Source organism: Formivibrio sp. oc-25, from assembly GCF_055810895.1.
In genome coordinates this window covers 102,740-116,172 of record NZ_JBVVOL010000009.1, presented here as the reverse complement: position 1 = coordinate 116,172, position 13,433 = coordinate 102,740, and the positions used below count along the sequence as shown (strand labels likewise).

Annotated in this window: 12 protein-coding genes; 6 read left to right on the top strand and 6 right to left on the bottom strand. The window is 58.3% G+C overall.

All coding sequences use genetic code 11. The features are described from left to right. Positions 1-116: 116 nt before the first annotated feature. Entirely contained in the window at positions 117-1,001 is an 885-nt protein-coding gene (locus AC0KVQ_RS08275) for an AEC family transporter (RefSeq protein WP_473420670.1), read from the bottom strand. Positions 1,002-1,360: 359 nt separating this feature from the next. Here AC0KVQ_RS08275 and AC0KVQ_RS08270 point away from each other — a divergent pair, with 359 nt between their 5' ends. Then, a complete protein-coding gene (locus AC0KVQ_RS08270) occupies positions 1,361-6,019 on the top strand; it encodes a glutamate synthase-related protein (protein ID WP_473420669.1) in 4,659 nt (1,552 codons plus the stop codon). Between the two features lie 66 nt (positions 6,020-6,085). Further along, entirely contained in the window at positions 6,086-7,570 is a 1,485-nt protein-coding gene (locus AC0KVQ_RS08265) for a glutamate synthase subunit beta (protein ID WP_473420668.1), read from the top strand. A gap of 71 nt (positions 7,571-7,641) precedes the next feature. Here the strand turns inward: AC0KVQ_RS08265 and AC0KVQ_RS08260 are convergent, their stop codons facing one another. Together AC0KVQ_RS08260 and AC0KVQ_RS08255 are read right to left on the bottom strand one after the other, a co-directional pair. Beyond that, positions 7,642-7,902: a hypothetical protein gene (locus AC0KVQ_RS08260; RefSeq protein WP_473420667.1), complete on the bottom strand. Its 261-nt coding sequence runs from the start codon at positions 7,900-7,902 to the stop codon at positions 7,642-7,644. Between the two features lie 92 nt (positions 7,903-7,994). Further along, positions 7,995-8,693 (bottom strand): 5'-methylthioadenosine/adenosylhomocysteine nucleosidase, encoded by a 699-nt coding sequence (locus AC0KVQ_RS08255; protein ID WP_473420666.1) that lies wholly within the window; start codon positions 8,691-8,693, stop codon positions 7,995-7,997. A 102-nt stretch (positions 8,694-8,795) separates the two neighbouring features. On the opposite strand from AC0KVQ_RS08255, the gene AC0KVQ_RS08250 reads away from it, so the two are divergent. The 4 genes from AC0KVQ_RS08250 (at position 8,796) to AC0KVQ_RS08235 (ending at position 11,285) form a co-directional block, all read left to right on the top strand. Further along, positions 8,796-9,548 carry a pseudouridine synthase gene (locus AC0KVQ_RS08250; protein ID WP_473420665.1) on the top strand — a complete coding sequence of 251 codons (753 nt, stop codon included), beginning with the start codon at positions 8,796-8,798 and terminating at the stop codon, positions 9,546-9,548. A gap of 84 nt (positions 9,549-9,632) precedes the next feature. Continuing rightward, complete coding sequence (locus AC0KVQ_RS08245; protein ID WP_473420713.1) at positions 9,633-9,986, top strand: sulfite exporter TauE/SafE family protein; 354 nt, start codon at positions 9,633-9,635, stop codon at positions 9,984-9,986. Positions 9,987-10,052: 66 nt separating this feature from the next. Continuing rightward, positions 10,053-10,673, top strand: a complete 621-nt coding sequence (thrH, locus tag AC0KVQ_RS08240; RefSeq protein WP_473420664.1) for a bifunctional phosphoserine phosphatase/homoserine phosphotransferase ThrH — start codon at positions 10,053-10,055, stop codon at positions 10,671-10,673. 6 nt (positions 10,674-10,679) lie between these two features. Further along, positions 10,680-11,285, top strand: coding sequence for an arylesterase (locus AC0KVQ_RS08235; RefSeq protein ID WP_473420663.1), 606 nt, complete (start codon positions 10,680-10,682; stop codon positions 11,283-11,285). Here AC0KVQ_RS08235 and hemF read toward each other — a convergent pair. The 3 genes from hemF to AC0KVQ_RS08220 all read right to left on the bottom strand — a co-directional run bounded on the left by hemF (position 11,278) and on the right by AC0KVQ_RS08220 (position 13,428). Next, the gene (gene hemF, locus AC0KVQ_RS08230) at positions 11,278-12,312 is read right to left on the bottom strand and encodes an oxygen-dependent coproporphyrinogen oxidase (protein ID WP_473420662.1); all 1,035 of its coding nucleotides are present in this window, start codon (positions 12,310-12,312) and stop codon (positions 11,278-11,280) included. The two genes, AC0KVQ_RS08235 and hemF, sit on opposite strands and share 8 nt — an antisense overlap. An 81-nt stretch (positions 12,313-12,393) precedes the next feature. Beyond that, positions 12,394-12,774, bottom strand: a complete 381-nt coding sequence (gene panD / locus AC0KVQ_RS08225) for an aspartate 1-decarboxylase (protein ID WP_473420661.1) — start codon at positions 12,772-12,774, stop codon at positions 12,394-12,396. Between the two features lie 78 nt (positions 12,775-12,852). Continuing rightward, positions 12,853-13,428, bottom strand: a complete 576-nt coding sequence (locus AC0KVQ_RS08220) for a hypothetical protein (protein ID WP_473420660.1) — start codon at positions 13,426-13,428, stop codon at positions 12,853-12,855. Positions 13,429-13,433 lie beyond the last annotated feature (5 nt).

The window sequence follows — 13,433 nt, the reverse complement described above, 5'->3', positions numbered from 1 at the left end:
CGAGAATGTTTACCCACATCCGGCGCAATTCGCGCTGCGCATTGACGCCCTACAATGCGCCTGCAGCATCAACATACTGCAAGACCTCACAAAACCAGCAAGCATCACCAATGAAGTTACGCCGGCAACGCCAGATACAGCGCCCACGGCACAAACACTACCGATGCGATATTGGCGGTCACTACAATGGCGGCCACCAGGCCTGGTTCCTGCTTGTAGCGTTCGGCCAGGATGTAGTTCATCACTGCAGGCGGCAGGGCCGCATACAGCAGCAACACGCCCTGCATCGGTACGGTCAGGGGCAGGATCTTGGTTAAGGGCCAGGCCACGATCAGGCCGGAAAGCGGGCACAGGATCGCGCCGACGATACCGATAGTCCAGCGCTCGACCTTGAAACTGGCAAACCCTACGCCCAGGGCAAACAGGCCCATCGGGATGGCGGCATCGCCCAGCAGCTTGGTGCTGGTGGCCAGCCAATCCGGCAACGACCAGCCCAGCAGGCTCATGACCACCCCCAGGATCATCGCCCACAGCATGGGGCCGCGAAAAATCCCGCCCATGCTGGCGTGCGGATCGAGAATGCGGATACCGATGGTGAAATGCACCAGGCTGAAAATCATGAAGAGCGATACGGCGGCCGGCAGCATTTCCTGGCCGAATGCCAGCAGCGTCAGCGGCAGGCCCATGTTGGCGGTGTTGGAAAACATCATCGGCGGAATGAAGGCGCGCGGGTTGTAGTTCATCAGGCGCGCCACCCACCAGGACAGCAGGGCGGAACTCAGCAGCACCACCAATCCACCGCCGATCAGCGGCAGATAGTCGATGATATGAAAATCCTTGGATGCCATGGCCGTGAAAATCAGCAGGGGAAACAGCAGGTCCGTACTCAGGCGATTGATCCAGGTCATGTCGGGCTTGCGGTAGCGGCCATAAAAAAAGCCAATGGCCGATACGATCAGCACCGGCGTGATGATGCTGATAATGCGCAGGGCAAGTTCCATTTTTGTGTGTATTTGCGTGAGCTGTTGAGAAGTTCTGAACGGGATCACTACCAGAATCGCAGCAAGCTGCTGCAGTAACAATCCGCCAGTTGGGGCTACCAAGTTTTACTACAAATTTACAAGCAGATTGTAGCGGGTCTGACCACTACCATTCCATCGCCCGGACAGAAAAAGCCCAAATTCTGCCCAACATCAAACTCACCCGGCAAAGCCTTGAGAGCAATAGCAAAAAGTTGGGGGGCGATAGCAAAATCTTACGAATGCATCTCGCGCGAGCGCCAAAGTATAGGTATATTCCCTGATTCTGTTCGGCCGCAATGGACACGGCCCACGATTTTCGGTAAACGGAGTGTAATGTAATGCAACAGCCTCAGGGGCTTTACGACCCCTCCAATGAACATGACGCGTGCGGCGTCGGTTTCGTCGCCCATATCAAGGGCAACAAGAGCCATGACATTGTTCAGGGCGGCCTGAAGATTCTGGAAAACATCGATCACCGCGGTGCGGTCGGCTCCGACCCGCTGATGGGCGATGGTGCCGGTATCCTGATCCAGATCCCGGATCAGCTGTTCCGCGAGGAAATGGCGACTGCTGGCGTGAAATTGCCGCCCGCAGGCGAATACGGCGTTGGCATGATCTTCCTGCCGAAAGAGGCTGCTTCCTGCCTGGCCTGTGTTCAGGAAATCGAACGCGCGGTCCGTGCCGAAGGTCAGGTTCTGCTGGGCTGGCGCGATGTGCCGGTTGATCACGACATGCCAATGTCGCCGACCGTCAAGGCCAAGGAACCGGTGATTCGCCAGGTGTTCATTGGTCGCGGCCCGGATGTGATGGTTACCGAGGCGCTGGAACGCAAACTCTATGTAATCCGCAAGATGGCCAGCCATGCCATCCAGAAGCTCGGTCTCAAGCATGGTGCCGAATACTACGTGCCGTCGATGTCGGCCCGCACCATCATCTACAAGGGCCTGCTGCTGGCCAACCAGGTAGGCGTGTATTACAAGGATCTGTCCGATCCGCGCTGCATCTCTGCACTGGCACTGGTGCACCAACGCTTCTCCACCAACACCTTCCCGGAATGGCCGCTGGCCCACCCGTACCGCATGATCGCCCACAACGGCGAAATCAATACGGTGAAGGGCAACTTCAACTGGCTGCGCGCCCGTGAAGGCGTGATGAAATCCGCCGTGCTCAGCGATGATCTGAAGAAGCTCTATCCGATCGTTTATGAAGGCCAGTCCGATACCGCCACGTTCGACAACTGCATCGAACTGCTGACCATGGCCGGCTATCCGCTCGCGCAGGCCGCGATGATGATGATCCCGGAAGCCTGGGAACAGCACACGCTGATGGACGAGAACCGTCGCGCCTTCTACGAATACCATGCCGCAATGATGGAACCGTGGGATGGTCCGGCCGCCATTGCCTTTACCGATGGTCGCCAGATCGGCGCCACGCTCGACCGTAACGGCCTGCGTCCCGCCCGCTACATCGTCACCAACGATGATCTGGTCATCATGGCATCCGAAGCTGGCGTATTGCCCGTGCCGGAATCCAAGATCGTCAAGAAGTGGCGTCTGCAACCGGGCAAGATGTTCCTGATCGACATGGAAGCCGGTCGTATCATCGACGACAAGGAATTGAAAGACGCGCTCGCCAACGCCAAGCCGTATCGCGAGTGGATTTCGCGCATCCAGATCAAGCTCGATGAAGTCGATGGTCCGGAACCCAAGCTGGAAGAACGCGCCAGCCTGCTCGATCGCCAGCAAGCCTTCGGCTATACCCAGGAAGACGTCAAGTTCCTGATGACGCCGATGGCCGTCAACGGTGAAGAAGCGATTGGTTCGATGGGCAACGATTCGCCCATGGCGGTGATGTCGAACAAGCTCAAGCCGCTGTACCAGTACTTCCGCCAGCTGTTTGCCCAGGTGACCAACCCGCCGATCGATCCGATCCGCGAAGCCCTGGTGATGTCGACCGTGTCGTTCATCGGCCCGAAGCCCAACCTGCTCGACCTGAACAACATCAACCCGCCGATGCGCCTCGAAGTCTCGCAGCCTGTGCTGAGCTTCAAGGACATGGCCAAGCTGCGCTACATCGAGCAATACACCGACAACAAGTTCAAGTCGTATGAACTGAATATCTGCTACCCGGTTGCCTGGGGCAAGGAGGGCGTTGAAGCCCGCTTGGCTTCGCTGTGCGCCGAAGCAGAAGATGCGGTGAAATCCGGCTACACCATCCTGATCGTATCCGATCGCAAGATGGATGCCGAAAATGTCGCCATTCCGGCACTGCTCGCCACTTCTGCCATCCACCAGCATCTGGTCAAGGCAGGTCTGCGTACCAGCACCGGCCTGGTGGTGGAAACAGGTTCGGCTCGCGAAGTGCACCACTTTGCCCTGCTCGCCGGCTATGGCGCGGAAGCCGTACACCCGTACCTGGCCATGGAAACCCTGCGCGATATGGCACCAGGCCTGAATATCGACGGTGACAAGGCGATCTACAACTTCATCAAGGCGATCGGCAAGGGCCTGTGCAAGGTCATGTCCAAGATGGGCATTTCGACCTACCAGTCCTACTGCGGCGCCCAGATTTTCGAAGCCATCGGCCTGAACAAGGCTCTGATCGACAAGTACTTCACCGGCACGCCATCCAACGTTGAAGGCATCGGTATCTTCGAAGTCGCCGAAGAAGCCCTGCGTCAGCATCAGGCTGCCTTCGGCACGGATCCGGTTCTGGCCAACATGCTCGACGCCGGCGGTGAGTATGCCTTCCGCATCCGTGGCGAAGAACACATGTGGACCCCGGATGCGATCGCCAAGCTGCAGCACGCCACGCGTGGCGACAGCTTCCAGACCTACAAGGAATACGCCCGCATCATCAACGATCAGAGCAAGCGCCACATGACACTGCGTGGCCTGTTCGAATTCAAGATCGACCCGAGCAAATCCATTTCGATTGACGAAGTGGAATCCGCCAAGGATATCGTCAAGCGTTTTGCTACCGGCGCGATGTCGCTGGGTTCGATCTCGACCGAAGCGCACTCGACTCTCGCCATTGCCATGAACCGTATCGGCGGCAAATCCAATACCGGTGAAGGCGGCGAGGACGAAAAGCGCTATCGCGACGAGATGAACGGCAAATTCATCAAGAAGGGTCAGACGCTCGCCGGCATCATCGGTCATGATCTGATTGAACGCGACATCGAACTGGAAGAAGGCGATTCGCTGCGCTCCAAGATCAAGCAGGTCGCATCCGGCCGTTTCGGTGTAACCGCCGAATACCTGAGCTCGGCCGACCAGATCCAGATCAAGATGGCCCAAGGTGCCAAGCCGGGTGAAGGCGGCCAGTTGCCGGGCAGCAAGGTTTCCGAATACATCGGCAAGCTGCGCTTCTCGGTTCCGGGCGTGGGCCTGATTTCGCCGCCGCCGCACCACGACATCTACTCGATCGAGGATCTGGCCCAACTGATCCACGATCTGAAGAACGTGAATCCGAAGGCCGACATTTCGGTCAAGCTGGTTTCCGAAGTGGGCGTCGGTACCGTGGCCGCAGGTGTAGCCAAGTGCAAGGCCGATCACGTTGTGATCGCCGGTCATGACGGCGGCACCGGTGCTTCGCCGCAATCCTCGATCAAGTACGCCGGTTCGCCGTGGGAACTCGGTCTTTCCGAAACCCAGCAGACCCTGGTATTGAACCGCCTGCGCAGCCGTATCGTGGTGCAAGTGGATGGCCAGATGAAGACCGGCCGCGACGTAGTGATAGGCGCGATGCTGGGTGCGGACGAGTTCGGTTTTGCCACCGCGCCGCTGGTCGTGGAAGGCTGCATCATGATGCGCAAGTGCCACCTCAACACCTGTCCGGTGGGCGTGGCCACGCAAGATCCGGAACTGCGCAAGAAATTCTCCGGCAGGCCGGAACATGTGGTCCGTTACTTCTTCTTCGTAGCCGAAGAAGTGCGCGAACTGATGGCGCAGCTGGGCATCCGCAAGTTCGACGAACTGATCGGCCGCGCCGACCTGCTCGACAAGAAGGCAGCAATCGAACACTGGAAGGCACAAGGTCTAGACTTCAGCAAGATCTTCCATCAGCCGGATGTCCCGGCCGACGTTCCACGCCTTGCCGTGGATACGCAGGATCACCTGCTGGAAAAGGCACTCGACCACAAACTGATCGAGCAGGCCAAGCCGGCCATCGAGCGTGGCGAACGTGTTTCGTTCATTGCCCAGATCAAGAACGTCAATCGCTCGGTCGGCGCCATGCTGTCGGGTGAAGTCGCCAAGAAGTACGGCCATGGCGGATTGCCGGATGACACCATCCACATCCAGCTGACCGGCACGGCAGGCCAGAGCTTTGGTGCCTTCCTGGCCCACGGCATCACACTCGATCTGGTAGGTGACGGCAACGATTACGTTGGCAAGGGTAACGCCGGTGGTCGCATCATCGTGCGCAGCCCGAATGATTTCCGTGGCTTTGGTCCGGAACACATCATTGCCGGCAACACGGTGCTGTTTGGTGCCACCAGTGGCGAGGCCTACCTTAATGGCGTGGCCGGCGAGCGTTTCTGCGTTCGTAACTCGGGTGCTGCCGCAGTGGTTGAAGGCCTGGGAGATCACGGCTGTGAATACATGACCGGTGGTACGGTCGTGGTATTGGGCGATACCGGCCGCAACTTCGCGGCTGGCATGTCGGGTGGCGTGGCCTATGTCTATGATCCGGAAGGTGTGTTTGCCCATAAGTGCAACACGTCCATGGTGGATCTGGAACGCGTATTGCCGCAAACCGAGCAGACCGACAAGGTAACCTGGCATGCCATCCAGCGTGGCGCCAAGGCCGAAGCAGATGAAGTCATTCTGAAGCGCCTGGTGGAAAACCACTTCAAGTTCACCGGCAGCCTGCGTGCCAAGGCTCTGCTGGAAAACTGGGATGAGTCGCGCGCTGCCTTTGTGAAGGTCATGCCGAAGGAATACCGTCGTGCACTCAAGGAACTGGCCGCCAAGGCTGTTGCCGTGCCTGCCTGATTGATATGAAAACTGATCCATCACCGCCCAGCGGTGATGGACAGATGGTTTGAAAGGTTACTGAAAATGGGAAAACCCACCGGCTTCATGGAATTTGAGCGCCAGGAAGAAGGCTACGAAGCGCCCGAATCTCGCAAGAAGCACTACAACGAATTCGTCATGCACCTGACCGACGAGCAGGCCAAGACCCAGGGCGCGCGCTGCATGGATTGCGGCATTCCGTTCTGCAACAACGGCTGCCCGGTCAACAACATCATTCCGGATTTCAACGATCTGGTTTACAAACACCAATGGCAGGAAGCCATTAGTGTCTTGCATTCCACCAACAACTTCCCGGAATTCACCGGCCGCATCTGCCCGGCCCCCTGCGAAGCTGCCTGTACGCTTGGCATTCACGAGGCACCTGTCGGTATCAAGTCGATCGAACACGCGATCATCGACAAGGCTTGGGAAAATGGCTGGGTCGTTCCACAAGTGCCGGCAGTCAAGACCGGCAAGAAGGTCGCTGTCGTCGGTTCCGGCCCTGCTGGCCTGGCAGCCGCCCAACAGCTTGCCCGTGCAGGCCATGATGTGACCGTGTTCGAGAAGCGTGACCGCTGTGGCGGCCTGCTGCGCTACGGCATTCCCGACTTCAAGCTCGACAAGGGCCTGATCGACCGCCGCATGAAACAACTGGAAGCCGAGGGCGTTACCTTCAAGACTTCGGTCTACATTGGCGATGCCGATCTGCCCAAGGGCGTCGGCAACGATGCCAAGGAAAAGATCAGCCCGAAAAAGCTGATGAAGGATTTCGATGCCGTGCTGATCACCTCCGGCTCGGAAACCCCGCGCGATCTGCCGGTACCGGGCCGTGAGCTCGAAGGCGTGTATTTCGCCATGGAATTCCTGCCGCAGCAGAACAAGGTCAATGCCGGCGACAAGCTGAAAGACCAGATCAAGGTGACCGGCAAGCACGTTGTCGTGATCGGCGGCGGCGATACCGGTTCGGACTGCGTGGGCACCTCCAACCGTCAGGGTGCCAAGAGCATCCTGCAACTGGAAGTGATGCCCAAGCCGCCGGTGCAGGAAAACAAGATGATGACCTGGCCGTACTGGCCACTGAAGCTGCGCACTTCGTCCAGCCACGATGAAGGCTGCGAGCGCCAGTGGTCGATCACCACCAAGGAATTCAAGGGTGAGAACGGCAAGCTGAAGTCCATGGTCATCGCCACGGTCGAATGGAAGAAGGATGAAGCCAGCGGCCAGATGAAGATGGTCGAAGTACCGGGCTCGGAAAAGGAAATCCCGGCAGAAGCCGTATTCCTCGCCATGGGCTTTACCAACCCGATCGCCAGCCTGCTGGAAGGCTTCGGTGTCGAAAAGGACGTCCGTGGCAACATCAAGGCAACGACAGATGGTGCAGGCTGCTACAAGACCAACGTCGACAAGGTGTTTGCCGCAGGCGACGTGCGCCGTGGCCAGTCACTGGTGGTGTGGGCGATCCGCGAAGGCCGCCAGGCTGCGCGCGAAGTCGATACCTTCCTGATGGGCGCATCGGTACTGCCTCGCTAAGCATCCAGCTACCGCATATGAACAAGCCACCGCACATGCGGTGGCTTGTTTTTTTATGAATGCTCGGAATTTTACTTCGGTGCTGGGCGCTGCCCTTCTCCCGGCGGCGGCCCGTCAGGCCGGCTGAAACCCTTGGCCTGCATGCAGCTATCCATGGCAACCATATCCGGCCGCCCCTGACCATCCTTGGCAATCGAGCTGGCACAGGCTTGCAGGGCGGCTTCCAGCGCCGTATTTTTCCCCTTGGGTGCCGAGGCATTCTCGGCCGCACCAGCCATGTTCCCCGCAGCCAGCAGGCAGGCCAGCATCACTACTCCGTATCGCTTTCGCATGAGAAATCTCCTTGTCACGACAAGGAAGTTTCCAATACGCATCCATCCGGCAACAACCTGATTTACCGACTTTTACTGCGCCGCTACAAACCTCAACATTCCGTCATTCTTGCCAGCATGTAACGCACGAAATCCAGACTGTTGCAGCTCGCACGCGGCAGGAATTCCTCGAAATTGACTGCAGCACTGCCATCGGCCTTGTCCGAGATCGTGCGCGCAACCAGACAAGGCACCCAGTTGACATGGCAGACCAGCGCCACGCTGGCGCCTTCCATCTCGGCCCCATCGCCAGCCAGCTCGCCGGTGAGATAGGCATGGCTGGCGAACTCGCGGTGGGAAATGAACTGATCGCCGGTACAGATACGCCCAATATGCAGGCGGCCGCTTGCCGGCACATAGCCGCTAGCCAGCGCCAGCAAGCGGGGATCTGTCGGCAGAAAGCGCCATTCGGTAAAGGGAATCTGCCCACGCGGGAAGCCCAGCGCCGAGACATCCATATCGTGCTGCACCAGATCACGAGCCACCAGGGTATCCCCAATCTCGATATGGCCTCGCAAGGCACCGGCCAGCCCGGTAAACAGGATGGCCTGCGGGTGGTAATCATCGATCAGGTGTTGCGTCATCATCGCCGCCTTGACCTTGCCGACACCGCTGCGGCTCACCAGCACGTCATGACCATCAATGGTGCCGCGATGGTGGGAAAAACCATGCCAGTCGAAGGTCTGGCGATTTTCCATATGCGTCAAGAATTCGCGGATTTCCGTTTCCATCGCACCCAAAACAACGATCATGATTGGCTCCCGGCAAAAAATTGACGCGATTGTAGCAGCGCGCGACCAACGCGCAGGCGCAACTCGCGTACACTCTGGCGCGAATCAAATACCGTGATCCCCATGTCCGAAACCCCGTTGAACATTCTGTATCGCGATGCGCATCTGATCGCCATCGACAAGCCCTCCGGCCTCTTGGTGCACCGCACCGTGCTTGATTGGCGCGAAACACGCTTTGCGCTGCAATTGCTGCGCGATCAGATCGGCCAGCATGTCTACCCGGTGCACCGGCTTGATCGCGGCACGTCCGGCGTTCTGCTGTTTGCGCTTGATCCGGATACCAGCCGTGCCGTGGCGCAGCAGTTCGAGAAGGGTCTGGTGGAAAAACGCTATTGGGCCGTGGTGCGTGGCCACCCGCCGGAAAGCGGTGAAATCGACCACCCGCTGGTGCGACTCAAGGATGACGTCGACTTTCTCGGCCAGACCGTAATCCAGGGCGCCCAGGAAGCACTGACCCGCTATCGCCGGCTGGCCACCGCCGAAATTCCGGTGCAGGTCGACAAATATCCAACCAGCCGTTACGCCCTTATCGAACTCGAACCGGTTACTGGCCGCCGCCATCAGTTGCGCCGCCATCTGAAGCACATTTCGCACCCGATCATCGGCGATGCCACCTATGGCAAGGGCCGGCACAACCGGCTGTTTGGCGAACTGTTTAGCTGCCCGCGACTGCTGTTGTGCTGCCGGATGCTGCGTCTGCAGCACCCGATCAACCAGCAGGAAATCTTGTTGCAGGCCGGGCCCGGCCAAGAGTTCGAGCAAGTGCTGCGTGGACTTGGCTGGCAGGAATTGATCCAATATAACAAACAAGAATAAGCTAATTACCATAAAACATATGAAGTACAATAATCACAGGCTTGTCCGTACTCTGTGTGGATCAAGTCCATGGATTACTAGCTTCTGCTTGTTTTTATAGGCCTGGTTGCCGGCATATCTTCCGGATTGTTTTGCATAGGCGGCGGCGTCCTGATCGTGCCAGCACTGGTATTCCTGATGAAGTTTCCGATTCATAAAGCCATTGGCACCAGCCTGGCCATTCTGTTACCGCCCGTTGGTGCCGCAGCGGTCTGGGCGTACTACTGCAGCGGTAACGTTGACCTGAGGGCTGCCCTGCTGATCGCTGCCATGCTGTTAATCGGAGCATGGCTGGGGGCACAGTTGGCCAACCGGCTAGATGCGCAGCACATGCGCACGCTGTTCGGGATTTTCCTGATCGCGCTAGGTTGCTACACCCTGTTTTCAGGCAAAGCTTGAAGCACACCTGCCCTGCTTTATTCGGTAAAATCGCGCCTTTGTTCCCATACCCCAAGGATTTGTACCGTGCAGATCGTTTGCCTCGACATGGAAGGTGTCCTGGTCCCGGAAATCTGGATCGCTTTTGCCGAACGTACCGGCATCCCTGAATTGCGTCGTACCACCCGGGATGAGCCGGACTACGACAAGCTGATGAAATACCGGCTGGACATCCTGCGCGAGCACAAGCTGGGCCTGCCCGATATCCAGGCGGTGATCGGCGAGATGGGACCGATGGAAGGTTGCAAGGATTTTCTGGATGCCCTGCGCCAGGAGTATCAGGTCGTGATCCTCTCCGATACTTTCTATGAATTCGCCAAGCCCCTGATGGCACAGATGGGCCAGCCCACCCTGTTCTGCCATCGCCTGGAAGCCGACGCTGAGGGCATGCTGGTGAACTATCACCTGCGCATGCCGGATCAGAAACGCCATGCTGTCGAAGCGTTCAAGGCGCTCAACTTCAAGGTGATTGCAGCCGGCGACAGCTACAACGATACCGCCATGCTGGGTGCTGCGCATGCCGGCATCCTGATGCATCCGCCGGAAAACGTGGTACGCGAATTCCCGCAGTATCCGGTGGTACGCACCTATGATGATCTGCGCGCCGAAATCGACAAGGCCGCCGTGCGCATCAAAGACTGGGACTGATCTGCAATGTTCTACCGCATCCTGCTGATTCTGCTGTTGTCACTGAGTCTGGCGGGATGCAGAAAATCACCCAAACTTCCTGCGCTGCCGCCCGAGGCCACCCTCCTCGCCTTCGGCGACAGCCTGACTTACGGCACCGGCGCAAGCCCGGCAGAGAGCTATCCCGCCATTCTGGCAACACTGATCAAGCGCCCGATCATCAACGCCGGGGTTCCTGGCGAAACCACGACGGATGGTCTGAGACGACTGGAAGATGAGCTGGATGGTGCCAGGCCAGACCTGTTGATCCTGTGCCTGGGCGGCAACGATTTTCTGCGCAAGCAGCCGGAAAACATCACGATCGACAATCTGCGCGCCATGCTGGTACAAGCCAGATCGCGCAACATACCGGTGCTGCTGGTTGCTACCCCCCGCCTCGGCCTGGGACTGAGCACACCAGCCTTTTACAGCGAACTGGCCAAGGAATTCAGCATCCCGCTGGAAGCAGAAAGCCTGGAAGAAATCCTGTCTGATAGCACGCTCAAAAGTGACCTGATCCACCCCAACGCCCAAGGCTACCGCAAGCTGGCGGAAGCACTTGCCACGCTGCTGGATCAGGCTGGTGCTATCTGAGAGCCTGTACCCAGTCGCGTACCGGCAGAAAATCGCTGAGCAGACGCGCTTCGGGCGAACCGGCTTCGGGCTGGTAATCATAGCGCCAGTGCGCCACCGGCGGCATCGACATCAGAATCGATTCGGTACGTCCGCCTGATTGCAGGCCAAACAGCGTGCCGCGATCCCACACCAGATTGAATTCGACATAGCGGCCGCGCCGGTAAGCTTGCCAGTCGCGCTCACGCTCGCCATATTCCAGACCGTTGCGGCGTTCGACAATCGGCACATAGGCCGGCAGAAACGCATTGCCCACGCTTTGCAGCATGGCAAAAGCCTGATCGAATCCACCGGTATTGAAGTCATCGAAGAAGATGCCTCCCACGCCGCGCGCTTCGTTGCGATGTTTCAGGAAGAAATAGCGATCACACCAGTCCTTGAAGCGTGGATAAAGCTCCGGCCCGAACGGATCGAGTGCGTTCTTGCAGGTCTGGTGAAAATGGCAGGCATCGTCTTCGTGGCCATAGTAGGGGGTGAGATCCATGCCGCCGCCAAACCACCAAATCTCGGGCTCGGCCTGAGGCTGCATGGCTTTGTCGGCAGCGTCACAATCTTCTCGCCGTACTTCAACGTACTGTCTCGTCGATTGCTCCTTGCCTTCGCGCCCTGCTACCTCATTCCGGCCCGATATCGATCCGGCATCTTTCAGATAAGCCCGGAAAAACCGCACATTCATGTGCACCGTCGGCACATAGGGATTGCGCGGGTGTAGCACCAGCGACACCCCCATTGCCTCAAAGGCCCGACTGGCCAGCTCGGGTCGGTTGGCGGTGGCCGACGGCGGCAGGGCATCGCCAGTCACATGCGAAAAATTGACACCGCCACGCTCGAACAACTGGCCGTTTTCGATCACGCGTGTGATGCCGCCCCCGCCAGCAGGGCGTTGCCAGCAGTCAGTGCGAAAGCTGCTGCCATCGAGATTTTCCAGCGTCGCGACGATGTTCTGTTGCAGGGTAAGCAAATAGTCTTTGACCGATGTCGGGTTCATGCCATCTCCGGATATAACAACGCCCATGTCAGCGCATGGGCGTTATGTTTTTTATTATTTAATTGATTTGCGAATGACCCATCAGGCTTTCTGCACAGGAATGCCGTTCTTGGTATGGGTAATCTTGTTGCTGGCATCCACATACACCATCGAGGGCTTGTGGCTGTCGATTTGGCTTTCATCCACCAGCACGAAAGTCGCAATGATCAACAGATCACCCACCTGGGCACGCCGCGCGGCAGAGCCGTTGAGCGAAATCACGCCCGAGCCACGCTGCCCCTTGATGGCATAGGTGGAGAAACGCTCGCCATTGTTCACGTTCCAGATGTGGACTTCTTCGTATTCGCGGATATTGGCGGCATCGAGTAGATCCTCGTCAATGGCGCAGGACCCCTCGTAATGCAGCTCGGCATGTGTCGCCGTTACGCGGTGAATCTTGGATTTGAGCATCGAACGCTGCATGGCAACTCTCCCGCCAGTCAATCTAAAAAGAAGCGCGGAATTATAGACCCAAGCCGCGCCAACCCCAATGGGTCAAATTCACTGGCCGCGGTATACCAGGCAACCATCCAGCAGGAACTCGCCCTCCCGGGTTCTGGCATCGGCGGCAATGCGCTCGAAATTGAACACCTTGCCATTCACCCGCACCCAGGCTGGAATCGGTTTGCCCTGATAACGGCCAACGCTTTCATCTGAGCGTTCGACATCCACTTGCGGCATTGGTGCCCGTCTGGGCTCCGGTGCCGGGATTTCCGTCGACAGCGTCGGCGTCATGGGCAGCTCGTCACTCGGTGATTCTTCCCGTACCACACCTTGCGACTCGGCCGGACGCATCGTGCGCAGATATGGGTTGAAAATCCAGTAAGGCAGCACAACCCGGCGCACATGCTTGTGTCCATCAATCAGGCACGTTACCGAAAAACGCTCACCACACACTGGACATTGCGCCTTGGCCGCAATCGCGATCTGGTCATCGATCAATTGCGCTACCCCCACCATGTGCTGGGCATTGAGCATATTGCCGCAGCGGATGCACGGCTTGGAAAACTGGCGCACCTGCTCGCCACTGCGAAAACGCAGCGGCAAGATATCACTGAGGCGGCGATTCGGTTGCATGATTC

What these genes read in the sequence shown, in the direction of transcription:
- AC0KVQ_RS08275 (WP_473420670.1), bottom strand. Translation starts at nt 1,001, where the DNA reads ATGGAACTTGCCCTGCGCATTATCAGCATCATCACGCCGGTGCTGATC.
- AC0KVQ_RS08270 (WP_473420669.1), top strand. Translation starts at nt 1,361, where the DNA reads ATGCAACAGCCTCAGGGGCTTTACGACCCCTCCAATGAACATGACGCG.
- AC0KVQ_RS08265 (WP_473420668.1), top strand. Translation starts at nt 6,086, where the DNA reads ATGGGAAAACCCACCGGCTTCATGGAATTTGAGCGCCAGGAAGAAGGC.
- AC0KVQ_RS08260 (WP_473420667.1), bottom strand. Translation starts at nt 7,902, where the DNA reads ATGCGAAAGCGATACGGAGTAGTGATGCTGGCCTGCCTGCTGGCTGCG.
- AC0KVQ_RS08255 (WP_473420666.1), bottom strand. Translation starts at nt 8,693, where the DNA reads ATGATCGTTGTTTTGGGTGCGATGGAAACGGAAATCCGCGAATTCTTG.
- AC0KVQ_RS08250 (WP_473420665.1), top strand. Translation starts at nt 8,796, where the DNA reads ATGTCCGAAACCCCGTTGAACATTCTGTATCGCGATGCGCATCTGATC.
- AC0KVQ_RS08235 (WP_473420663.1), top strand. Translation starts at nt 10,680, where the DNA reads ATGTTCTACCGCATCCTGCTGATTCTGCTGTTGTCACTGAGTCTGGCG.
- hemF (WP_473420662.1), bottom strand. Translation starts at nt 12,312, where the DNA reads ATGAACCCGACATCGGTCAAAGACTATTTGCTTACCCTGCAACAGAAC.
- panD (WP_473420661.1), bottom strand. Translation starts at nt 12,774, where the DNA reads ATGCAGCGTTCGATGCTCAAATCCAAGATTCACCGCGTAACGGCGACA.
- AC0KVQ_RS08220 (WP_473420660.1), bottom strand. Translation starts at nt 13,428, where the DNA reads ATGCAACCGAATCGCCGCCTCAGTGATATCTTGCCGCTGCGTTTTCGC.